The organism is Paenibacillus nanensis, assembly GCF_003583765.1.
In the GTDB taxonomy this organism is placed as follows: Bacteria; Bacillota; Bacilli; order Paenibacillales; family Paenibacillaceae; genus Pristimantibacillus; species Pristimantibacillus nanensis.
Genome location: NZ_QXQA01000021.1, coordinates 58,256 through 79,713, shown reverse-complemented (window position 1 = coordinate 79,713; position 21,458 = coordinate 58,256). Strand labels below are relative to the sequence as shown.

General features: G+C 52.9%; 20 protein-coding genes. 12 read left to right on the top strand and 8 right to left on the bottom strand.

What is annotated here, in order from left to right; translation table 11 throughout:
- Positions 1-64: 64 nt before the first annotated feature.
- The 3 genes from D3P08_RS24360 to D3P08_RS24350 are packed head-to-tail and all read right to left on the bottom strand — an operon-like array spanning position 65 to position 3,759.
- Positions 65-1,156 (bottom strand): Ger(x)C family spore germination protein, encoded by a 1,092-nt coding sequence (locus tag D3P08_RS24360; RefSeq protein WP_119602734.1) that lies wholly within the window; start codon positions 1,154-1,156, stop codon positions 65-67.
- Positions 1,140-2,243 carry a GerAB/ArcD/ProY family transporter gene (locus tag D3P08_RS24355; RefSeq protein WP_119602733.1) on the bottom strand — a complete coding sequence of 368 codons (1,104 nt, stop codon included), beginning with the start codon at positions 2,241-2,243 and terminating at the stop codon, positions 1,140-1,142. The genes D3P08_RS24360 and D3P08_RS24355 overlap by 17 nt, the downstream gene beginning before the upstream one ends.
- 22 nt (positions 2,244-2,265) lie before the next feature.
- Positions 2,266-3,759 carry a spore germination protein gene (locus tag D3P08_RS24350; protein WP_240647735.1) on the bottom strand — a complete coding sequence of 498 codons (1,494 nt, stop codon included), beginning with the start codon at positions 3,757-3,759 and terminating at the stop codon, positions 2,266-2,268.
- A gap of 144 nt (positions 3,760-3,903) precedes the next feature.
- On the opposite strand from D3P08_RS24350, the gene D3P08_RS24345 reads away from it, so the two are divergent.
- The 3 genes from D3P08_RS24345 (at position 3,904) to D3P08_RS24335 (ending at position 9,303) form a co-directional block, all read left to right on the top strand.
- Entirely contained in the window at positions 3,904-4,107 is a 204-nt protein-coding gene (locus D3P08_RS24345; RefSeq protein ID WP_119602732.1) for a zinc ribbon domain-containing protein, read from the top strand.
- 210 nt (positions 4,108-4,317) lie between these two features.
- On the top strand, positions 4,318-8,769 hold the full coding sequence (locus D3P08_RS24340; RefSeq protein WP_147381847.1) for an S-layer homology domain-containing protein: 4,452 nt from the start codon (positions 4,318-4,320) through the stop codon (positions 8,767-8,769).
- Positions 8,770-8,802: 33 nt separating this feature from the next.
- Positions 8,803-9,303, top strand: coding sequence for a GNAT family N-acetyltransferase (locus D3P08_RS24335; RefSeq protein WP_119602730.1), 501 nt, complete (start codon positions 8,803-8,805; stop codon positions 9,301-9,303).
- A 194-nt stretch (positions 9,304-9,497) separates the two neighbouring features.
- Here the strand turns inward: D3P08_RS24335 and D3P08_RS24330 are convergent, their stop codons facing one another.
- Both D3P08_RS24330 and D3P08_RS24325 read right to left on the bottom strand, forming a co-directional pair.
- On the bottom strand, positions 9,498-9,914 hold the full coding sequence (locus D3P08_RS24330; protein WP_240647734.1) for a hypothetical protein: 417 nt from the start codon (positions 9,912-9,914) through the stop codon (positions 9,498-9,500).
- Positions 9,915-10,099: 185 nt separating this feature from the next.
- Positions 10,100-10,510: a hypothetical protein gene (locus D3P08_RS24325; protein WP_119602729.1), complete on the bottom strand. Its 411-nt coding sequence runs from the start codon at positions 10,508-10,510 to the stop codon at positions 10,100-10,102.
- A 282-nt stretch (positions 10,511-10,792) separates the two neighbouring features.
- Here D3P08_RS24325 and D3P08_RS24320 point away from each other — a divergent pair, with 282 nt between their 5' ends.
- The 4 genes from D3P08_RS24320 (at position 10,793) to D3P08_RS24305 (ending at position 14,347) form a co-directional block, all read left to right on the top strand.
- Entirely contained in the window at positions 10,793-11,611 is an 819-nt protein-coding gene (locus D3P08_RS24320) for a DUF4097 family beta strand repeat-containing protein (RefSeq protein ID WP_119602728.1), read from the top strand.
- A 153-nt stretch (positions 11,612-11,764) separates the two neighbouring features.
- Positions 11,765-12,640, top strand: coding sequence for a phosphotransferase enzyme family protein (locus D3P08_RS24315; RefSeq protein ID WP_119602727.1), 876 nt, complete (start codon positions 11,765-11,767; stop codon positions 12,638-12,640).
- Positions 12,641-12,672: 32 nt separating this feature from the next.
- Entirely contained in the window at positions 12,673-14,082 is a 1,410-nt protein-coding gene (locus D3P08_RS24310) for a serine hydrolase domain-containing protein (protein WP_119602726.1), read from the top strand.
- 13 nt (positions 14,083-14,095) lie between these two features.
- A complete protein-coding gene (locus D3P08_RS24305; RefSeq protein ID WP_119602725.1) occupies positions 14,096-14,347 on the top strand; it encodes a DUF6953 family protein in 252 nt (83 codons plus the stop codon).
- Between the two features lie 62 nt (positions 14,348-14,409).
- On the opposite strand, the gene pdxR is transcribed toward D3P08_RS24305, so the two are convergent.
- On the bottom strand, positions 14,410-15,837 hold the full coding sequence (gene pdxR / locus D3P08_RS24300; protein WP_119602724.1) for a MocR-like pyridoxine biosynthesis transcription factor PdxR: 1,428 nt from the start codon (positions 15,835-15,837) through the stop codon (positions 14,410-14,412).
- A gap of 105 nt (positions 15,838-15,942) precedes the next feature.
- On the opposite strand from pdxR, the gene D3P08_RS24295 reads away from it, so the two are divergent.
- The 4 genes from D3P08_RS24295 to bshB2 all read left to right on the top strand — a co-directional run bounded on the left by D3P08_RS24295 (position 15,943) and on the right by bshB2 (position 18,383).
- Positions 15,943-16,506 carry a GNAT family N-acetyltransferase gene (locus tag D3P08_RS24295; protein ID WP_119602723.1) on the top strand — a complete coding sequence of 188 codons (564 nt, stop codon included), beginning with the start codon at positions 15,943-15,945 and terminating at the stop codon, positions 16,504-16,506.
- A 7-nt stretch (positions 16,507-16,513) separates the two neighbouring features.
- The gene (locus D3P08_RS24290; protein WP_119602722.1) at positions 16,514-17,074 is read left to right on the top strand and encodes a GNAT family N-acetyltransferase; all 561 of its coding nucleotides are present in this window, start codon (positions 16,514-16,516) and stop codon (positions 17,072-17,074) included.
- A gap of 288 nt (positions 17,075-17,362) precedes the next feature.
- A complete protein-coding gene (locus tag D3P08_RS24285) occupies positions 17,363-17,707 on the top strand; it encodes a YojF family protein (protein ID WP_119602721.1) in 345 nt (114 codons plus the stop codon).
- A gap of 22 nt (positions 17,708-17,729) precedes the next feature.
- Positions 17,730-18,383 carry a bacillithiol biosynthesis deacetylase BshB2 gene (bshB2, locus tag D3P08_RS24280; RefSeq protein WP_119602720.1) on the top strand — a complete coding sequence of 218 codons (654 nt, stop codon included), beginning with the start codon at positions 17,730-17,732 and terminating at the stop codon, positions 18,381-18,383.
- 76 nt (positions 18,384-18,459) lie between these two features.
- Here the strand turns inward: bshB2 and D3P08_RS24275 are convergent, their stop codons facing one another.
- Entirely contained in the window at positions 18,460-19,878 is a 1,419-nt protein-coding gene (locus tag D3P08_RS24275; protein ID WP_119602719.1) for an MFS transporter, read from the bottom strand.
- 377 nt (positions 19,879-20,255) lie between these two features.
- Here D3P08_RS24275 and D3P08_RS24270 point away from each other — a divergent pair, with 377 nt between their 5' ends.
- The gene (locus tag D3P08_RS24270) at positions 20,256-20,582 is read left to right on the top strand and encodes an ArsR/SmtB family transcription factor (protein ID WP_119602718.1); all 327 of its coding nucleotides are present in this window, start codon (positions 20,256-20,258) and stop codon (positions 20,580-20,582) included.
- Between the two features lie 9 nt (positions 20,583-20,591).
- On the opposite strand, the gene D3P08_RS24265 is transcribed toward D3P08_RS24270, so the two are convergent.
- On the bottom strand, positions 20,592-21,371 hold the full coding sequence (locus D3P08_RS24265; RefSeq protein ID WP_276311191.1) for a helix-turn-helix domain-containing protein: 780 nt from the start codon (positions 21,369-21,371) through the stop codon (positions 20,592-20,594).
- Positions 21,372-21,458 lie beyond the last annotated feature (87 nt).

The window sequence follows — 21,458 nt, the reverse complement described above, 5'->3', positions numbered from 1 at the left end:
ATAGTACCAGACTCTGCTTCGCGTCTGCTAGCGAAAAAATCATTTAAATCATATTGTACGCACGCTATTCCTCCTGAAGCAGCCCGTAGTCCTTTATGCGCACTTCGGCCACTACCTCCACGGGGATCTCGCTCACCGTTTTTCTTTGATCGAGAGCTTCCCATTCCGCATAGGATCCCATTCGGTTTCTTATGAGCTTGCCGATACCGAGCGGGTCGATCTTTTTTTTCTGAAACATGTCCACTAGCTCCGTGACCAGCTTCTTCAATGATTCGCTCATTACGTTTTCCAGCTGGACCTGGTTAGCCCCTTTATTCAAGTCCAATTGCCCGGTATATTCTTGAATCGAGCCGTATACCTCTACATGGATGATAAGCTTCATCTGCTCGACGGAACGGCCTGTTACCTTCAGCTTTCTATGGCTGATGACATTGCCTAGCATCACTTGCTGCCCGTCGGCAATAGGCATAGATAAATCCACACCCTTTACATTCCTTTGGAGCAAGCTGAAGATGACAGACTTTTTATGTTCGACCCGTCCAACGTAGCGGTCGTCTTGAAAGAGGGCGACGCCTGTTGTCATGACCGACTTAGCGCTTTGCTTAAGAATGGGCATAACGGGGTCGATTCCGTCGTTCATATAATCCCTTGTAAACGTAAAGAGATTTATATCGGGAATGAGACCGGCATCCTCGTCGGTTTCCATCAGTCTGGTTAAATAATCGGAGGTGGTCGGATAAGGCTTATATTCCTTGCCGATTAACGATCCTGCGTCTCCCTCGACAATGGCAAGAAACAGCTTCTTCGAAATAGCCGGATCCCGTATAAGGGTGTCCATATGTCTCCAAATGCCCTTTCTAGCTAAGCTTTCGCTGAAAAGCGCCATTCTGAGCTGCCCGCTGACCACTTTCCGATTGTTCTGCCGGGAGAAGGTGGTCTTCGCTTCCTTACTTGTCTTGGCGACGGTGGACAGGATAAACCGTCCCTTTTGATCCGCCTTGGGAATATTGATGGTTACCCGGATATTATCGCTGTCCTCCACGCTGTCAAACGCCGTGAGACGGGTGAAGCCAAGCTCCTCAATGATCTTTCGATCGCTGCAGCCGGCAAGCAACAAGGTCAGGACCAGAAATACTTTGCTAATTTTCAAACTCATGTATTTGTCCCCGCCTGCGAATGTTTTGCCAATACAACAACATCATGAGAAGGAGTGGAAACGCGAAGGCCAGCATAATCTCTACATAAATCGATTGGCGAACGAGCAGCTGGCTGTCCCTCAGCAGCTTCGGATACGAAGCAAACCCGATGGAAGCGAGGGCAATGCCCCCCTCCAGCACCTTCGGTTTAAAGACCGGGGCAATCCGCTTTATCATCATCATCGCGGCCCAGCAGTACATGACCGTCGTCATCAAATTTTTGTATAGGAAAAAGGGCAGAAGCAAGTTTTCAATACGGTTTATAAAGGGGAACTCGATGAAAGCGAGCAGGTCCACCAGCGGGAATTGAGCGGCTTGCAAGTATCGAAGACCGAAAAAACCGTAGGAAACGAGGATGACGCTAAAGTACACAAAGGTGACCAGCAGATGTCCCCAATATACCCCCTTAAACAGCTTGTTGTCCGCTTCGGCATAGGGAATGAGTAGAACAGCCAGTTCATAGCCGATAAAGCCGCTGTACACCTCGAGCCAGTTCTTGAGCGAAACCGGATTCGCGGCATTTTGGAATAGAAAAGGAGTCAGGTTATGAATATCCCAATAGGGAAGGAAATAGACGAGCAGAGCTACCATCCATATTGTCGCTAAAAAAAACAAAATGCTGGCCTTTCCGATGACATAAATGCTTTTCGTTAATAAGAGATAGAGCATATAGGCATAAAGTAAATAAATGAGCATGGTGTTGGTGGTCGGGAACGTGACGGTCTGCAGAACGTTCATGTATTGCTTCCCGACGAAAGAACCGAGCGCGATCCAGAACAGGGCGACGGCTAAGTAGATGGGATATACGATTGCCTTTGGCAGGCTGCTTTCGAGAATATCGAATACGGATCGGCCTTTACCCAGCTTGTACACCAAAGCATACAAGAAGATGTTCAGCAGCACGGCGGCTGAGCACAGGAGAAAGGCGATCCAGCCATTCGTTCCGAAATTTTCGGCGACGATTCGCGGCACGGAAAATAAAAAAACGTTTGACTGCACCACATATAACAGAAATACGATGTGAATATAATTTAATTTTTCTTTCATCTGCTTTCCTACTTTGACTGCGTTATTTTTTCATCTTTTGTTTCGTCGCGTTAGCGGAACGAGATTGGGAGGGGCGTTTGTTCAGCACCGCCAGCGGTCCTCTTATGAAGGTGTCCAGCCAATCCTTTTTGTTCATAGGCGCCAACGGGCTAAGATAGGAGCTTCCCAAATTGGTCACGCCGGCGATATGAATGATGAGGATTCCCATGCCGATAAGGAGTCCCAGGTTCCCCAGAAATCCGGCCATAATAATGAGGCCGAACCGGATAAGCCTCAAGGTGGCGCTCATAATATAGCTCGGAATCGTAAAGGAAGCGATGGCGGAAGACGCGACGGCAATGATGAGAATGTTGCTGGTAAACCCCGCCTGCACCGCCGCTTGTCCGATGACGATACCGCCTACGATACCGAGGGTTTGCCCGATCTTGGTAGGCAATCTTGCCCCGGCTTCCCTTAGCAGCTCAATGGTCGTTTCCATCAGCAAAGCCTCGATCAAAGGCGGGAACGGCACCTTGTTCCTTGATTCCGTCAGGTTGAGAAGCATCGTATGCGGAATCATCTCGTAATGGAACGTGGTTACGGAAACGTATAAGGACGTAAAGCCGATCGTAATGACAAACCCAAGAAAACGGAGCATCCGCAGGGCAGTCCCCAAATGCCATCGCTGATAGTAATCGTCCGGCGACGAGAAAAATTCGAAAAACGAAGTCGGCGCGCTGATCCCTGACGGGCTGCCGTCTACAAAGCAGGCAACGCGGCCCGATAAAATTTTGGAGCAAATGGAATCAGGCCGCTCGGTCGTCATGTACTGGGGAAACACGGAATTCGGATTGTCGTCAATGAGCTGCACCAGCATGTTCGCTTCAAATACGGCGTCGATTTCGACGCTTTGGATCCGTTCGACCAGCGTATTCACATAGTCCTTATTGGCGATATCCTCCAAGTAGATGAGAACGACATCCGTTTTTGTAATCTCTCCGACTTGCAGACGTATCGCCTTTAGATGGGAGCTCCGGATTCTTTTACGGACAGAACCTAAATTTTGGCCGATATTTTCGACAAAGCCGTCATGCGGTCCGGCAATAACGGTCTCCGTCTCCGATTGTTCGATGGATCGGCCGACGGGATGCGCGATATCGACGGAGTAGGCTTCATTCTGAAAGAAGATAACGGCCCTCCCGCTCAATATGTCCTTGATGCATACCTTCGAATCGGTTACCCGGCTGTATGGAGACTGCTCAAGAATCGCGGGCAGAGCGTCATCCTTAGCGGTAGAGAGCGGTCCGATCACCTCACGCAACAGTTCATCGTTGCCTGCCAGGGTGACGAGATAGACGGCCTTGGCCGAGTTGGACGGGAAGGTTCTTTCCGTGAAATCCATACAATCGCGGAATTCGTTTTGCGTATGCTCGAATGACGGCGGTTCGTTGCTTTCCGTTTCCGCAGGGCTTTGATGCGTTGGCGGATCAGGCTTTGTCACTAGCATGTAGGATAGGATTTTACTGAAAAATGACATGAAGCCCACCTCGCGTTAAAATGAAATCTATACCAGTATTTCCCTTACAAAATGAATACATCCACCGGTTGGAAAAAGACAACGGAATGCCGAAACGAGCGATTCCATGCGTACGTATTGGATGACAAACAGGAGGGATGAACAATGAACGAAAAGGGCTGTATCAAATGCGGCAGCAGAGACGCGGATACGAAGGAAGTTGCAATGACGGGGACAGGGTTGTCCAAAATGTTCGATATCCAGAAAAACGAATTTGTTGTGGTGTACTGTAAAAATTGCGGTTATTCGGAGTTTTATAATCGAAGGGCGTCAGGCGCTTCGAATGTTCTCGACTTCTTTTTCGGTTAATCGATGAGTACGAGTAAAGGCCGCGCCCAAACAGTCGATCGGAGGATCGGCTGTTTTTGTTTTTAAGAACTCTATTTATTCCATGGAATAATCTGATAAACTAGTTTTATAGGACTTTCGATACATGAAATCGGTTGGCGAACATCAAGGAGAGTGAGCATCCTGATTAACAAATTAAAGATAAGGTCTTGTAAAGTTTTTTTGGCCTCCATGCTGTCTATATCGACTGCTGCGGCTATGCCTGCGACAGCCATGGCGTCCGATGCGCCATCCGCCGTATCGTTGGAGCTGGGCGGCACCGATGCTTCTTCCGTTTCGTTTATCGATATGGAGCTTGCAGCAGATTGGGCGGTTTCATCCATTGCACTGGCGGAACGCGCCGGTCTGATGGAAGGCTACGGAGACGGCACATTTCGGCCGCTTGCCAGCATCACCCGCCAAGAGACGGCAGTTATTCTAGCTCATCTATTGAAATTGAACGCAGGGAATGCTGAGGTTGAGAGCATTTCCTTCCGGGATGTTCCGAAAAATGCATGGGGATACCCTGCGGTCGCGGCGGTTGCTTCTGCCGGCATTATGCAAGGCGATGGATACGGAGCCTTTCATCCAGACGAGCCGATTACGAGGGAGGAAGTGGCGGCAGCCCTTTCCAAAGCGCTCAAGCTTGCGCCTTTGCCGGATAGCGATTCTCTGATAGCGGATGCGAATGAGATTAGCCTATGGGCGAAGCCCTCTGTTCTAGCGGTTTTGGAAGAAGGGATTATGCAGGGAGACGGCACAAGGTTCCGGCCCAAAGAGCCTGTTCGGCGCCAAGAGATGGCGGCGGTTATCGTGCGCTGCATGGAGCCGGCACAGTACGAAGATTCATTGAAGTCGGACCAAACAGCCGAGCAAGTCATTGATGAAGTGACGGATCATCAAGTCGTCATCAACGGAGCGACTTATTCGGCAGGCGCTAAAGTGGCCGGTATTCTGCGTAAAGCGAACGCCGAGATTTTGCAGGGGGCAAAGATAGAATTTACATATACGCCGATTGGGCGGACGATCCGTTCGATCACGTTCTTACAAATCCAGAACGGTGGCGCTCCGGCCCAGCCGGACGCTCCGGAATTTAGCGGTAACGCCGTGCTGGACGGGAACGGCTCGGAGATCGACGGGAATCTGGGCGTAAATGCCGATTTTGTGACTCTGAAACATATGAAGGTGACCGGAAACCTGGCGATTATGCAAGGTGTTGAGCAGGATTTTTATGCGGAGCGGCTTCAAGTTCTCGGTGACACGATCGTTGAAGGGGGAGACACCAATACGGTCGTATTCGCCGATTCGTCGTTAAACCCTGTTGAAGTGCGCAAGAAGGAAGTCAGGGTCGAGTTTGCGGGTAAAACAACCGTTCCTGAGATCAGCGTGTTCACGAATGCGGTCATCCAGGCTGATCAAGGCATTCAGCTGCCCAAGCTGACCGTGCAAGCAGGGACGGAGCGTCTTGAGCTGCTAGGCGCGGTTGGACAACTGCAAATTCGGAACGACGCTCCGGTAACGATAGCGGGCGACGCGCAAATTAACCGCTTAACGGCTGCTGGCTCGGGACAGATTGTGCTGCAAATGGCGGGCGACATACAACATATTACGTTTGCGAACGATACAGCCCGCATCTCCGTAGAAAATCGGGAGCTGTGGAACAAGCTGAGCGAGTCCGGAACGCTGACCGACGCAGGCGGACGTTTAAGTCAAGGACCTGGCAGCGGCTCAACGCCGGCGCCGGTTTCGACGCCGGCTCCGACGTCCACGTCGACCACGGAACCGACGCCAACGCCGACGTCCACGTCGACCACGGAACCGACGCCAACGCCGACGTCCACGTCGACCACGGAACCGACGCCAACGCCGACGTCCACGTCGACCACGGAACCGATGCCAACGCCGACACCGACGTCCACGTCGACCGCGGAACCGACGCCAACGCCGACACCAACGTCCACGTCGACCGCGGAACCGACGCCGACACCGACACCAACGTCCACGTCGACTGCGGAACCGACGCCAACGCCGACGTCCACGTCGACCGCGGAACCGACGCCGACGCCGACACCAACGTCCACGTCGACCGCGGAACCGACGCCGACACCAACGTCCACGTCGACCACGGAACCGACGCCAACGCCGACGTCCACGTCGACCGCGGAACCGACGCCAACGCCGACGCCAACGTCCACGTCGACTGCGGAACCAACGCCGACGCCGACACCAACGTCCACGTCGACTGCGGAACCGACGCCGACACCAACGTCCACGTCGACCGCGGAACCGACGCCGACACCGACACCAACGTCCACGTCGACCGCGGAACCAACGCCGACGCCGACACCAACGTCCACGTCGACTGCGGAACCGACGCCGACACCGACGCCGACACCAACCAATCACGCTCCGGTGGCGAACCTTGCGATTGACGATTGGGCAACCGATGCGCTGGCTGCGGCTCGTGTGTTCGATTTATCGGAGGTCTTCTCCGATGAAGATGGCGATTCGTTGACGTTCCAGATTCATTCGTCGAATCTAGATGCGGCGAAGTTGGCTATCGAGGGGAATAAGCTGACGGTTACGCCGGTTATAGGCGGGACGACGACGATCACCGTCATGGCGATTGACGGCGACGGCGCCCAAGCGTCGGTTGTTTTCTCGGTCGAAATCGATGATGTAAAAGCGAAAATAAAGGATATATTCGCAGACCCCGGTCTGGCCGGCGCCATTGCGTCCTGGATGGGGAAAACGGTGGAGGACGAGATTAATCAGGCCGACTTGGCGAGCTACTTGGCAAAGCCGGAGATCCAACGATCGTTGTACATTGGGAAAGCCGCCATCAGCAGCATGAACGGGCTCGAGCGCTTTGCGCGGCTGGGTGTGGAAGAGTTGGTATTGAGTGAAGTTACAGGGTTAACGGCCCTTGATCTAAGCATCTATCCTTCCTTGATCTATGTATATGTGGAGAAAAATATAAATCTTAAAAGTCTTAACGTCTCCGGACTAACGAGGATGAAGCAGCTCATAGCCAAAGAAAACCAGTTGGAAGCTCTTGACTTGAGCGGCCTAACGTCTTTGGAGACGGTGCTTGCGGATCATAATGCTTTGACTTCTCTCGATGTCAGCGGCGCGAGTAATCTGAAAATTTTAAGCGTTCCTGAAAATAAACTGACATCGTTTGAGGTCGCCGGGCTTCATCAAATGACGGCTTTATTGATCGGCAACAACCATTTGGAACAGTTCGAGGCCATCAACATGGCGAAATTAGCTACACTTGGTCTTGAATACAATGCGTTAACCGATGTAAGACTGGAAGGTCTGCCGATGCTGGAAAGCATCACTATAAACAATAACCAATTGACGGAGCTGGACCTGACGGGAGCTCCTAACGCGATGCATCTATTTGCAAGGGATAACCAGATCGCATCGCTTGCGGCGGGCGAACGTCTGAGATCGGTCAACCTCACGAATAACCGCCTGGTCTCTCTTGATGTAAGCAACTGGTACGCGCTTACTACGCTGACCGTTCGCGACAACCTGCTTGAGAACATCCCTGCAGGTATTACAAAATCGTGGAATCTCGATGCCGTTCATCTATCGGGCAATCGGATGAATTTGAAGAGCCCGCAAAATGCAGAGGTTCATAAATGGCTGATCGACAAGCTTGGGACAAGGTATGCTTACGAGAACCAGCCGCCCGAGCTTCAAAATAGTTATCCAACGAGTAAGCAGACAATTACGAGACAGCGGCTGCTTCCGGGCGGCAGCTCCTATCAAATTCCCGAAGGTTTATTCGAGGATGCGGATGGAGACAGCATGACCCTCTCTTTAAGCTCAAGTGACACAACCGGAGCTATTGTGAAGCTTGAAGGCTTGAAAATTATACCGGTCAGCCCGGGAAAAGTAACCGTTACGGTTAAAGCTTCGGACGGAAGGGGCGGCAGCGGTTCGATCAGCTTTATGGTCGAGGTTGTCGATGTAACGCTGCCGACGATCGCTGAACAATTCGAAGACCCGGAGCTCGCGGCAGTCATCGCGAGGTGGCTGGGTCATGAGACGACCATAGAGGATCGAATTTCGCGGGCCGACCTTGTGAGCCGCCTTCAAGAAATGAACGGGACGCTCGCCATTAATGGCACTGGGGTTGAAAGTCTGGCTGGGTTAGAGCTGTTCAACGGTCTGAATGTGACGACGCTGCAGATTCACAGTATGCCGGCGTTGACATCGTTTGACGCTACGGTGTTTCCGTATGTAGAAACGCTCATGCTAACAGGAAATCCAAACCTAGAAAGTTTAAAAGTTAGCGGATTAACAAAGCTGAGATACCTGACCGTAACAGGGACATCGTTATCCAGGCTTGATGTTAGCGGACTTATGAATGTGGAACTTCTAAATCTTATGGGCAATCAACTACTAGCATTAGACGTTCAAGGTCTGACAAACTTGGTCAGGCTGGTAGCCTACAGCAATCAATTAACGGACATTCCTCTTGGCGCCGCAGACTTGAACCTGGAGAGTCTGATTTTGATCGATAACAACATTGATTATGGAAGCGAAGCGAATGCGGCAGCTCATCAGCGGTTAATTGAAAAGCTTGGCGCGAATTATGCGTATGACGAGCCGGCAGCGAACCAGCCTTAATCGTTCCGGCACATAACAGGAGCTGTTTTCATCGTGGCAAAGTTTACATTTCCGTCTTTGGAGACGGAGAGACTGGTATTGCGATTATTAACGTTAAAAGATGGCCCAGCTGTTTTCCGGCATTTTGCGGATGAAGAGGTTACGAGATTTATGGACATCGCGCCATGCAAGGATTTGCAGGAGGCGGAGGAGATTATCCGTTTCCATCTCGAGGATTCGGGCTGCCGCTGGGGGCTGTTCGATAAAAAAAACGGGGAGCTCGTTGGCACGAGCGGCTATCATTGCTGGGTTACGAAGCCTGAGCGGAGAGCCGAAATCGGTTTCGACCTGTCCAAGTCCTATTGGGGGCTTGGTTACATGACGGAGGCGCTGAAGCCTATACTTGCTTACGGCTTTGGCCCAATGAACCTCGAGCGTATTGAAGCGACAGTTGAGCCGGGGAATGCAAGGTCGAGGCGATTGCTGGAGAAGCTGGGCTTTCAAGCCGGCGGCGAGCTCGTCGAAGGTCTTATCTATTACGATCTTAAGCCGTAAAACCAAAAAGGGCGCCCCTACAAGGGAGGCCGCTGAAAAAGTCCAAAAAGAGCAAGCACCTCATCTTGTTGAGGAGCTTGCTCTTTTTTTCTTTAGGCTCTGTTATGACTGATAGTTGATTTTCAGAACAAAAAAACGGCCTCTTTATTGGGCGGTGATGGGCTGAATAGATTCTTAAAAGTGCAGCATTTGAATTACATGCCAATAAACATATTTTTGCTAAAGGGACCCCAATTTTCTCCTCTATATCCAGTCATACCCTCCAGGTTCACAAAACAAGGGAGTACAGTGTACATTACGCCAGACATGGCGTTTACCCGAAATGTCAAGGTGAATCTCATCATGGAATTATCGGCAGGCGTTATCATTGCCATATCGGGGCGTATGGCGTTCTCTGCTGTTAGCGCATCTTTCATTCCTACGCTCGCGATGCCGACAGCCATATTACTTCGAATCCAATAGTTCGAAACGTTTGTCGCTGACGCTATGTCAGCCCGCTTATCATACGTCAATAAAATTTGATTTGAAGCGACCTGTCTTGCTTCCAAAAGAATAGGATGAGGCGGCATCGTCGGCATCATCTGTCGATCGGTATGGAAAAACATAAACATTTATAACCCCCACATTTGGATGAAGTAGTCAAATGACCAATCTCATCTCATTTTATGCAGGTTCATTATTAAAGTTCTTTCTAAGATACGCTCGAAGCTGACCAGCCGAAGGAAATCGGTTCAGATGTGCTATTTTTGTGCCTAATGCAGGAGGCCTCAGTGGCCTCCTGCAAGGGCGCCTCTTTTTATGGCTCGCTGCTCTCCCGCTCTTTCCGGTACGTCTCGATCCAGTCCGGATGCTTCGGAATTTGCCTAGCGAACTTCAGCAGGAGCGACAAGCCCTCCGCCGCATTGTTGTTCATAGCCTCTTGAAATTTTTCGTGCGATTCCGGCTCAAACCGCTTCATCAAATCCGCCGGGTTGATATAGTCGTCAGGCGCGCCGTTAGGCTTGTCCGGTAAGCTGTCGTAGCGGTAAGCCTCATGATGCAAAATGGCGTCTTCGGCCAGCTGTCTCCCTTCGGCGCTAATCTCCAACAAGTCGGTTACGGGCCTTGTTACTGGGAGTTGTCCTTGCCGGAAGGTCCTCTCCTCCGTATCTCCCCTGCGCATATCGAGCTTTGGAAGAGGGGAGGGCAAGCTGCTTGCTATTTTCATAGGAGCACCCCTTTGTTTTGTTTAATAGGGTTATCGGAAAAAGGTGTCGGTATTTTAACCCTAATTTATCCAATTGTAATGCGCTGTAAATGCAAAATTTTGCGGGATACCCGTACTATCTTTGCGCGTTCAAAGCCCGTCATCCGTATAGCACGATATCAACAACTGAGCGGCAACTGCGACCAAGGTCTAGTGCATGTATGGTCTGGGGACCGTTTTGGCAGATGCAGGAAGACGATATGATGTTGCAAGAGAGAAGAGAATAGGGAGATGGAATGAAAGATGAATGCGATACAAAAAACAGGCATGATGATTTCGATTTTTCTGCTGGCGGCAAGCCTAACCGGCTGCTCCGGCGCCGTAACAAACATTGTGGACGGTACGACCGCGGCCGCAATCGGTGAAAGTTCGGGGTCTGGCGAGACGATAAAGCAGACGGAATCGGTGAAAGCCGATGAATTCGATTCCGTTGCCGTAAAGGCGGAGGCGATGGAAATCATCGTGGAGCCCGCAGCCGGCGACAAGGCCGAAATTGAATTGACGACGGACAAGGCGATCGATAACGAAATCACGCTGGATGTCCATGTTGAGAAGCGGGAGCTTCAAATTACAGTGGAGGAAAAGAGCGTAATTACGAACAAAAGCCAGCAGGGAGAACGCAAGCTGACGGTTCTGCTGCCGGATCATTTGTATGATCGGGTTACGGTGCAAACCGAGTTTGGAGCGGTAGACGCATCCTCCATTAAAGCGGAAAGCGTAAATATTACGGTCGACGCCGGCAGCATTACAGCCCGCGATCTAACCGGGAAGACGACATTAGAAACCTCGGCAGGCGAAATTACGGTTGACGGCTTCAAGCTAGATCATGATTTAACCGCGACGGCGGATGTGGGCGATATCAAAATTACCCTCGACGAATCGCCGAAGTCGGGAACGGTCAGCCTGCATTCTACGGTCGGAGAAGTAAATGCCGATTTGAATCATATCGATTACAGTAAAAATTCGGCGCTTTCGAAGGAAGGCGAGTTCGGCTCAGGCGGCGCTGCTTTGGAGGCAACAGTCGAGGTCGGCTCCGTTCGGGTCGATACCGCCAAGTCATAGAAAAGGAAGAACGATCGCGCAGTGTTGGCGGCCGTTCTTTTTTTGCGGCAGCAGTGAGCCGAAGCGCGTACGGTCATTTTGATCTGTTAATAGGCGAAACTGGCGGAAGCGTGTATAATTTTGGTAGTCTTCTAGCGAAAGGAAGGAACGGGAGTGGGAATTCCGCTTACGGATATAGAGTGGAAGGCAAAAAACGAATGGCTGGACAAGCTGTTAGAGCAGCCGCAGCTGATGAAGCAGGAAATCGAGCAGGGCTTCGAGGCGGAGGTCATAAGGTTTAGCGCGGAGCAGGACAGCTTTGTGCTTAAGCTTTGGAACAAAAGCTCCAGGCCGAATGTTGAATTTCAATACCGGCTGCTTCAAGCGCTACACGAGCAAGGCGTTTCGGTATCGAGGCCGATTGGGTGGGGGATGAATGCGGACGGGGAGCGGGCGCTCCTCACAACATACGACGGAGACCCCTTGCTGAAAGTAAATAAAGAAAAAGTGAAGCAAATGGCGTCCGTTTTATCCGGCATCCACCGGGTAAGCGCGCGGGAGCTTGGGTCTATTGGTCTGCCATGCTGCGAGTTCACCAATTACTTTTTCCCGGGAGTAGGCGACATGACTAAGCTTTCATCGGTGTTGTCCGGGCTTCTGCGGCAGTTTCCGGTTAAGCAGGAGCATCTAATTCACGGCGACTTTCATCTGCGCAACCTTGTGGAGCAAAAAAATCGGATAACCGTCATCGATTGGACGAACGGCCAGCTGGGAGATGCCCGCTACGATCTGGCGTGGGCGCTTGTGCTGCTGAAGCTGTACGTGTCTAAGCGGCATGCCGACTGGCTGCGCGCCTTTTATCTCAAGGAGCGTCCGATGGCGCCGGAGGAGCTTGAAGCGTATGAGGCGATCGCCATGCTTAGGTGGATTCTGCTTGCGAGAAGAGGGGGGGCGCCTTCAGCGCCCGTATTCCTGGAACGGATGAATGTGATGCTTGCGGGCAATGGCCATCTCAGCGAAATGGTGTTGAGCGAGCTGCTGCCAGGCTAGCTCATTCGGGGTTGTGAAGGAGGGATATCGTCATGCAACCAATCATTTGTGAATCGAACGGACTATCGTCGAAAGCGCTGCTAGCATTGTTCGAACAAATCGAAGAACGGAAGCTAAATATGAACAGCTTCATACTGCTGAAAGACGGGAAGACGGCGGCCGAGTTTTGGCGCGAGCCCTACCGCCGCGATTGCCCGCAGCTGCTCTATTCCTTGAGCAAAAGCTTCACCGGGATAGCGGTTGGCATTGCATGGGACCAAGGCGTGCTGGACCTGCAGGACAAGGTCATTTCCTTCTTCCCGGACAAGCTCCCGGAGAGGGTGTCGGCCAACCTGGAGAAGATGACGATCCATCACCTTCTCTCTATGAATGCGGGGCATGACGATAATATTTATGCGGCTGTAGCTAAGGAGCAGGATTGGGTAAAGGCGTATTTGTCGATGGAGGTTCATCATGAGCCCGGCACGCATTACCGGTACAGCACGCACTCGACTTATATGCTGGCTGCCATCCTGGAGCGTGTAACCGGCCAAAGCCTGGTCGACTTTCTGATGCCTGCCTTATTCGAGCCGCTTAGAATAGAGAGACCGGTCTGGGAGACCTGTCCGCTCGGGATTACCGCCGGCGGGATGGGATTAAGTATTCGGACGGAAGGGATCGCCAGGTTTGGCCAGATGCTCTTGAATAAAGGAGAATATGAAGGAAGGCGGATCGTCTCCGAGCGGTATATTCAGCTTGCGACGACTGAGCATAGCGATAACCGGGCGGCAGCCAGCCCGAAACGGATCGATTCGGCTCAAGGCTATGGCTACCAGCTTCACTTATGCCGGCGCGGAGCTTTTCGAGGGGACGGTTCCTTCGGCCAATTATGCTTTGTCGCGCCGAAGGAGAACATTGTCATTGCGGCAACGTCGAGCTTTTCGTCCATGCAGCAGCTGCAGACCCTTTTGGACCTCATATATGAATATGTAATGGACGGAACTGCAACAACAAATGAAAGAAAGCCGGCTGCCGTCCCTGCGGTCCCGCTATTTCTTCCTATTCCCGAGCATGCTCCAACGCTGCATAACAAATGCTATAGGCTGGAAGACAACCCTCTTCAGCTCGCCATGCTAAGATTTGTTCAGGCTCAGGAAGGTTTGGAGCTTCTCCATGTTTACGAGAATGGCAGCGAGCAGCGGCTTCCGTTCAGCTTCACGAAGCAAACATCCGCCCCATTCCGATTTACGAAAGACCTTGCTGACCATTTGCAGGAAGCAGTGACTTATGGGGCTTGGGAGGATGCCGATACGCTCAGGCTGACGATCTATTTTATCGAGACGCCGTATATCGTTACCTATTGGGTAAAAATGAAGGACCGGTCCATCGATTTCCGGTTTCAAATCAACGTTTCGCTTACGTTATCCGATTTTCAGGCAGCCGGGCATCTAGCGGAACAATAAGGAGGAGAAAAAAATGAGTCATACAGCGGATGAGGTCGCCGCATGGATGTTCGGCGAGATGCGGGATCGCGGCATGTTGTATCAGGAGGACGCGGTCAACTATATTCGGACCCATTTCGGCGAGCATTTTATTTATGTGAATGAGAAAGGGCATGCCTCGATCGACAAAGAGGTGAAGAAAGCGTTCAAGAAGCTTCATGGCGGCAAGGCGGCATGGGACCGCGACGCTTTTTTCTGGGGCTGGACTTCCGCTATCAAAACGTAAAGCAGGGCCGTCGAGGCCCTGCTTTTGTTTGCGCTCTGTTCAATCAGAGCGGGACAATGCTTTTACAAATACGTCTCCCATATTTCGCGAAGCTTTTGGACGCCTTCTTCCATTCGTTCTGCGGGAATGCCGCCGAAGCCGATGAGGAAGCGATTCTCCGGCCCTGGCGAGACGCCATTCTCATAAAATAGCGAGGCTTCCGCGATGTGCAGCCCGTTACGCCTTGCCTCGGCGGCCATCTCCGTTTCCGTGGCGGAAGCGTTAAGCTTGAGAAGCACATGCATGCCGGAATCCGTGGGCACCGCCTCTCCTGCTTCCTGAAACTCACGCTGCAGCAAGCCGGCAAGCAGTCGGCTCTTTTTGCGATAGAGCGTCCGCATTTTACGGACATGCCTTTCGTAATAGCCCTTCTCCATGAAGAGCTGGAGAGTGCGCTGCAGGATGCGGGACGAGGAGCCTTCGAACAGCAATTCCCTTCTCAGCGCTTGAAATTGCTCGACGAGCGCCTCCGGAAGAACCATAAAGTGAATGCACATATCCGGGGCAAGCACCTGTGAGAACCCGCTTAAATAGACGACATTCGCCGCAGGGTCGATGCCTTGCAGAGCCGGGACGGGCTGCCCCTGATAACGGAATTCTCCGCCGTAATCGTCTTCGATAATAAAGCCTCCGGTTGACTTCGACCAGTTCAGGATATCCAGTCGTTCCGCATAAGGCATAACCCGCCCTCCGGGAAATTGATGCGACGGGGCAAGCGCGATGACGCCCGCGCCGCTTTCATGCAGCCGCTCATAGCATATGCCGGAGTCCGCTTCCGTTACAGCCGCGATTCGAAAGCTCTGCGACTGAAAGGCGGCGGGAATGAGCGGGTAACACGGGTTTTCCGTCGCGAGCACGGGAGGCAGGCTCTTGAGCAGCAAGGTCAGGTAGTGGACAAGCTGATGCTGCTCCGCCGCAATGACGATTTGTTCCGGGCGGCAGACGACGCCGCGAAAGCGGTGAAGATAGAAGGACAGCTCCTTTCGAAGTCCGGCTTCCCCTTGCGCGTCCCCATAGAACAGCAGGCTTTGGTATTGTTCCCGAAGCACTTGACCCAGCAGCCGTTTCCACTCTTCGATCGGGAAGACGGAAAAATCGTTTTTGGCAATATGAAAATCATAGTCGTAAACGGGAGAGCGCCCTGCTTGATGAAGGGATGCCGATTCGCCGCCGTGTAAGGCCAGACCGCCGTACGGGCTGGGCAGAGGCACGACAAAGTACCCGCGTTTGGGCCGGCTTTCGGCGAAGCCTTCCGCGACCAGCTGCTGATAAGCCGTCTCGACGGGCGTGACGCTTACGCTCAAATGCTTCGCGAGCGTTCGTATCGAGGGCAGCCGGTCATTAGGGCGAAGCTTGCCCGCGAGAATGTCGCGTTTTACCGCTTCGTATAAGGCGGAATAGATCGGCAGCGGCTCCGCTCCGTTCGTATGCATATCGGGGGTGTACAGCATCGCGGTCTCCAATCTGTCGTCTAAAGTTTAGGATTTCTGTATATATTCAAATATACAGCAATCCGTTACATTAGAATACAGATTCATAAAGGAGCGTGACGGTTTATGGCGCCAGTACGATTTTTAGAAGGAAAACAAGTTTATTTGCGGCCGATCGAAGCGGCGGATGCGGATTGGTATTTCGAGTCTGTATATAGGAAAGAAACAAGACGGCTGACCGGAACGCAGAAGCATTTCAGCAGGGAACAGATTGCCGACTATATCGCGGGCAAAGCGAAGGATACGTCGTCCGTGCTGCTGTTAATCGCGAAGAGCGACAACGATGAGTTGATCGGGGATATCGCGATACAAGGCATCGATTCAATCAACCGTAACGCGTCCATTCGGGTCGCCATAAACCAGGATGCGCATCAGGGGAAAGGCTACGGGTCGGAAGCTTTGCTGCTCATGCTGGATTACGGCTTCGGTGTGCTTAATCTGCACCGAATCGAGCTGTACGTGTACTCCTATAATGAACGGGCGAAGCATGTTTATGAGAAGCTCGGCTTCGTGCAGGAAGGGGTTCAGCGCGACGCGTTGTTTTATGAGCATCGTTATTACGATTCGATCATCATGAGTATGCTGGAGGATGAATACCGCGCAAGATATGTGAAGACGAACGGGGAGTAGATAGGCGATGTTGTCTCATCAACCAGAAAGAAAGAGAACGTCTGCCTCCCTGCGAATCGAGACGGACAGGCTGCTGCTCATTCCGTTTACCCGCGAGGCGACCTCGGCGCTGATTCGGAACGAGCTCGGCATACTAGAGAGAGAAGGGCTGAAGGCCGAACAGGGCTGGCCGGATCAGGACGCGATCGAAACGTTTCCGAAGATTCTTCGCAATCTGGAGCTGGCGGGCGGAGCGCCGACCGGCTTCGAGTCATGGCTGGTGCTCAAGAAGGACGGCCTGCGTATTATAGGCGACGCAGGCTTTAAGGGCAGGCCGAACGCTTCGGGTGAAGCGGACATCGGCTATGCGATTATTCAACAGGAGCGACGAGCCGGATATGGGACGGAGGCGGCGTCAGCCTTGGTCGAATGGGCTTTCGGGCAGCCGGGCGTGCAGGCCATTACGGCGAAATGCTTGACCGGCAACACAGCCTCGGCACGGACGCTGATTTGTATGGGGTTTCGCGAGGTTTCAAGGGACGATGAATATATAAGCTGGAGACTTGGGAAAGATCGGCATTTCGTATAAGCCGATCCTAACAGGCACGCGGGGGACGCGTGCCTGTTTGTTATTGGCACTGGCGTCCTGTTACGCTTTTGCTCGGATAAGCTCGTTTATTACAAGCTTCGCGATCTGGCGGGAGCCTTTGGCTTCAACGTCACTTCTGATGCGGCCGCAAAAAAATGTCATCGCTACATGAACCGGGATAAAACCGCCAAGCAATTGGCGGTTTTGGCATTTGAAGATGCCATATCATTCCGTTTTGCCAGAACGAAATGTTTCTTGGTATGATGGAGTAGAAACGGAGGGATTCCCATGCAGCTTATTCATCCTGCTGAAGTTCAGCGAAGGATCGACAGTCTGAAGGATCAGGATTTATACATTCATCTGGAATTAACGACAGGTGCCTATGCCGCTCATTTCGATACGTCGAAGCACCCGGCGGCTACCTTTATTACGAATACGAGAATCCGCTTCTCGAACGGTTCGATTTCGGGAGAAGGACCGTACCGGGTCGGCCTGAAGATGGCGCATGGATGGGTGTATTCGGAAGGCTTGACGCACTATGCGGAAGACGAGCGCGATCGATTGATTTTGGCGGGGCATGACAGCCAAGGTAAGCTGGTCGTTTCTCTGCAGCTAAGCGCAGAGCCATTCTAAAGGGTGAAGGAGGAGCGAAGCTATGGAACGACGCATACTTGTTATATTGCCGCATCCGGATGATGAAGCTTTCGGCATGTCCGGTACGCTTGCCAAAGAAATTCGGGGCGGGGCGCATGTCACGTACGGCTGCCTGACTCTAGGAGAGATGGGACGGAATATGGGGGTCCCGCCTTTTGCGAATCGGGTTACGCTTAAGGATATCCGGAAGATCGAGCTGGAGGAGTCCTGCCGGGCGATTGGCATTCAGGATTTAAGATTGCTTGGCTTCCATGACAAAACGATTGAGTTCGAGGATCAAGAGCTGCTTGATAGGGTAATAAGCGGATTGCTGGCGGAGGTGCGCCCGGATGTCGTGTATACCTTCTATCCGGGGTACAGCGTGCATCCCGACCATGACGCTTGCGGCGCCGCCGTCATTCGGTGCATCGGCAGATTGCCGGAGCAAGAGCGACCGGAGGTCCGCTGTGTGGCGTTTGCCCGCAATCTCGAGCAAGGAATCGGTCAGCCCGATGTGCTGGAGGATGTTCGCGGCTTCCTGCAGCAGAAGCTGGCTTCGATCCGGGCTCATCGCTCCCAGTTCCAAGCGCCGGAATTGGTCGGCCAGAAAGAGCTGTCCGCCGCGGAGCTGGAAGAGCGGTTCGGTACGGAACGGTTCTGGACGTATCGTTTTTAATAGACGAAAGGTGTTCAGCTTGAATAGGAAAAAGCCTCGATTTTCGATTCGAGGCTTTTTTTGTTTTCGGAGCGGTTTATGCTTCAGGAGAGCTGTAAGCATTATTGCGGGCAATGCCCTTCGCCGGACCGCGAAGATAAAGGAAAGAGCAGACGATGGCAAGCAGCGCGATGACGGTAAGCCCCCAGAAGAGGTTTCCATAGGCTGCCGCAAGCGAAAGGTGATGCTGCCATTCCATTGCCGTCGCCGCTAGCGCGACGCTGAACGCACCGGAGAAAAATTGCAGCAGCTGGAATAAGCCCATGCCCGAGCCGATCTGACTGCTCGGCAGAATCCGGGACATTTCGTTGGATATGCTGCTCGACATGACGGTGAACCCAAGACTCATGAGCATATAGATAAGCAGAATCGCTATCCAAGAGTGACCGGCGAATATCGCAAACAGCAGCGCCGATAGGAGCATAACCGGCGGAGCGAATGTAAGGATGGCGGTATTGCCATACCGGTCAATCGCGTCGCCGACGCGCCGGGATACAAGCATCGCGAGCAGAGAACCGGGAAAGATGATGAAGCCCGCATGGCTCGCGGTCATCTCGAACCGGTTCACGAGCATCTGCGGCATGATGAACAGCGTGGCGAAGCTGCACATATAGGACGCGATGCCGGCGGCGGCAAGCGCCAAGTACCGGCGGTTCCGGAAAAGCGCCGGCTGGACGAAAGGATCACGCGCGCTTCGGATGCGGTATACGAATAAGAAAATAGCCAAGACGCCGACGGCGAGCGCAATCCAAGAATCATTCGTTAGGAAAAGAAGGATGCCGGTCGTACCTACCGCCAGCAGCAGCGCGCCAAGCGCGTCAAAGCTTCCGCGCTGAGGCTCCTCCTTAGGCAGAAGCTTTAAGAAGAGCGGGACAAGCAGCAGCGAAGCGGCTGTTACGAGGAATAGGTAGGGCCAGCCGAAATATTCGACGATCGCGCCGCCCGCAACCGGACCAAGCCCTAGCCCAAGCGACACGGCCGACATAATAGTCGCCATGGCTTTGCCGCGGCGTTCGACGGGAATATAGCGGCTAAGAAGCACTAGCGACAGCGATATGATCCCGCCGGCGCCTGTTGCCTGCATAATCCGGGCGAGCAGCAGCATGATGAAGCTTGCGCTGAACAGCCCGGCAATCGCGGCGAGTCCGAGCAAGAGAAGGCCGATGACGAACAGTCGGCGGATCGGCACGAAGTCGGATAGGCGGCTGTACGTAATCGAAGCGATCGAGAATACAATTGAATAGCCCGTGACGATCCAGGAGGCGACAGCTTGGGATACGCCGAACTCGGCGGTTACATCGGGTAAGGCCAAATTGAACATAGCTGTATTCATAATCATCAGCACGACGGCCAATCCGAGCAGTGCCGTAAGCAGCTTCTCGCGCGGCAGCGCAGCATTTGCCGAAGAATATGTATCGGCCCCGGCAGCATCGGAGACCGTTTGTTGGTTTTGCATGGTTCACCACTCGCTCTCTATATTTTGTTAGTTCGATTGTTATCGAACATTTGAAATATAGCACGGGGTGGTATAAAATGCAAATATGGATTTTGTTAAGCTTGTCTGGGGGTAACGAGCCGCCGTAAGCTCCATAAGCCGAAAAAATCGGCTTACAGAGGCGCAGCGAGCCGTCTCGATCCCAATAAGCCGAAAAAATCGGCTTACAGGGGCGCAGCGAGCCGCCGCGATCCCAATAAGCCGAAAAAATCGGCTTACAGGGACGCAACAGGCCGCCGTGACCCTCAGCTAAAGAACAGCTTGGCAGTTGAATAGGACATAAGTACGCAATAGAGGCTGACACCACGAGGAAACAACAAAGAGGGAGCTGACGATAGATGAAGGTGCTCTACCATCCGGACCGAAAAGAAATTCAATTGGCCGCCGTGCTCTACGCGTTAAGCGATCCGGTGAGGCTGCATGTCGTTTCGCAAATACGAAAAAACGGCGAGCAGGCGTGCAGCAACTTCGACGTGCCGGTGGCGAAGTCCACGTTATCGCATCATGCGCGCACGCTTCGCGAGGCGGGGGTTATCCATACGCGGATCCACGGTACGCAGCGCATTCTGTCGCTGCGAAGCGAAGACCTGGAGGACCGTTTTCCCGGGCTGCTCGACTCCATCATGCAAGCCTACGAGTCAGCGGAGGCGGGGACGGGAGCATGAGAAGCTGAGCTAGCTTCTTCTTCTCCGGTAGGCGCCGGGAGATATGCCGTAGCGTTCGCGGAACAGCCGGTGAAAGTAGGCGTAACTGCCTAGACCGGTCTCTGCGGCGATCTGCTCGAGCGACAGCGGGCTGTGCTCGAGCAGGCTCACGGCTCGTCCGAGCCGCAGCTGCTGGGCGTAGCCGATAATCGAGACGCCGAAATGCTGCTTGAACAGATGGACGGCCCGCGAGACGCTTAGTCCCGTATGCCGGGCCACCTCCTTCAGCGTAAAAGCTTCGGCCGCATGCTCCTCAATATATTGCCGCATACGAAGCGCGTGGAACGCGAGCGGCGATAGATTCTCCGGCGCTTCATCCATGGCGCGGTCGATCTGCAGAAGCAGCGACCAGACGAGAGCGGTAATCATTTCGGGACTGCCGCCGTCCAGCCGTCTTTTCTCCAAAATAATTTGCTGCCACAAAGACTTCAAACGGTTATTTTCTGCAAGGTTAGCGACCTTCGCACGTTCCCGCCGCTCCCACCATTCCTGCATGCCTTCGCCATTACCCAGAAAATACAGATCGCTCGACAGCTGCGTAGCCTCCGAATAGCCGATGCGCAAATCGTACATATCTCCCGGCTGGAACAGCATGAGATCGCCCGGGCGAATCTCCTTCATGGCGCCGTCGACGAGCGCTTGGCATACCCCCTCCAGCTGAAGCCTTACAATATAAGCATCTAATCCGTTCGGATAATAATGCCGGAACGGCGCTTCGTGTCGGGAAAGCTCGCAAAAATGGACATGAATAGTTTTCGTGGCTGCCGCCCCCCCTGAGTAAATGCAATCAGATTGTTGATATATTCGACCATATTGTTTCTACAAGCAGCATAGTCG

Coding starts and splice junctions, on each gene's coding strand:
- D3P08_RS24360 (WP_119602734.1), bottom strand. CDS start 1,156: ATGAGTTTGAAAATTAGCAAAGTATTTCTGGTCCTGACCTTGTTGCTT.
- D3P08_RS24355 (WP_119602733.1), bottom strand. CDS start 2,243: ATGAAAGAAAAATTAAATTATATTCACATCGTATTTCTGTTATATGTG.
- D3P08_RS24350 (WP_240647735.1), bottom strand. CDS start 3,759: ATGTCATTTTTCAGTAAAATCCTATCCTACATGCTAGTGACAAAGCCT.
- D3P08_RS24345 (WP_119602732.1), top strand. CDS start 3,904: ATGAACGAAAAGGGCTGTATCAAATGCGGCAGCAGAGACGCGGATACG.
- D3P08_RS24340 (WP_147381847.1), top strand. CDS start 4,318: ATGCTGTCTATATCGACTGCTGCGGCTATGCCTGCGACAGCCATGGCG.
- D3P08_RS24330 (WP_240647734.1), bottom strand. CDS start 9,914: ATGTTTATGTTTTTCCATACCGATCGACAGATGATGCCGACGATGCCG.
- D3P08_RS24325 (WP_119602729.1), bottom strand. CDS start 10,510: ATGAAAATAGCAAGCAGCTTGCCCTCCCCTCTTCCAAAGCTCGATATG.
- D3P08_RS24320 (WP_119602728.1), top strand. CDS start 10,793: ATGAATGCGATACAAAAAACAGGCATGATGATTTCGATTTTTCTGCTG.
- D3P08_RS24310 (WP_119602726.1), top strand. CDS start 12,673: ATGCAACCAATCATTTGTGAATCGAACGGACTATCGTCGAAAGCGCTG.
- D3P08_RS24305 (WP_119602725.1), top strand. CDS start 14,096: ATGAGTCATACAGCGGATGAGGTCGCCGCATGGATGTTCGGCGAGATG.
- pdxR (WP_119602724.1), bottom strand. CDS start 15,837: ATGCTGTACACCCCCGATATGCATACGAACGGAGCGGAGCCGCTGCCG.
- D3P08_RS24295 (WP_119602723.1), top strand. CDS start 15,943: ATGGCGCCAGTACGATTTTTAGAAGGAAAACAAGTTTATTTGCGGCCG.
- D3P08_RS24290 (WP_119602722.1), top strand. CDS start 16,514: ATGTTGTCTCATCAACCAGAAAGAAAGAGAACGTCTGCCTCCCTGCGA.
- D3P08_RS24285 (WP_119602721.1), top strand. CDS start 17,363: ATGCAGCTTATTCATCCTGCTGAAGTTCAGCGAAGGATCGACAGTCTG.
- bshB2 (WP_119602720.1), top strand. CDS start 17,730: ATGGAACGACGCATACTTGTTATATTGCCGCATCCGGATGATGAAGCT.
- D3P08_RS24275 (WP_119602719.1), bottom strand. CDS start 19,878: ATGCAAAACCAACAAACGGTCTCCGATGCTGCCGGGGCCGATACATAT.
- D3P08_RS24270 (WP_119602718.1), top strand. CDS start 20,256: ATGAAGGTGCTCTACCATCCGGACCGAAAAGAAATTCAATTGGCCGCC.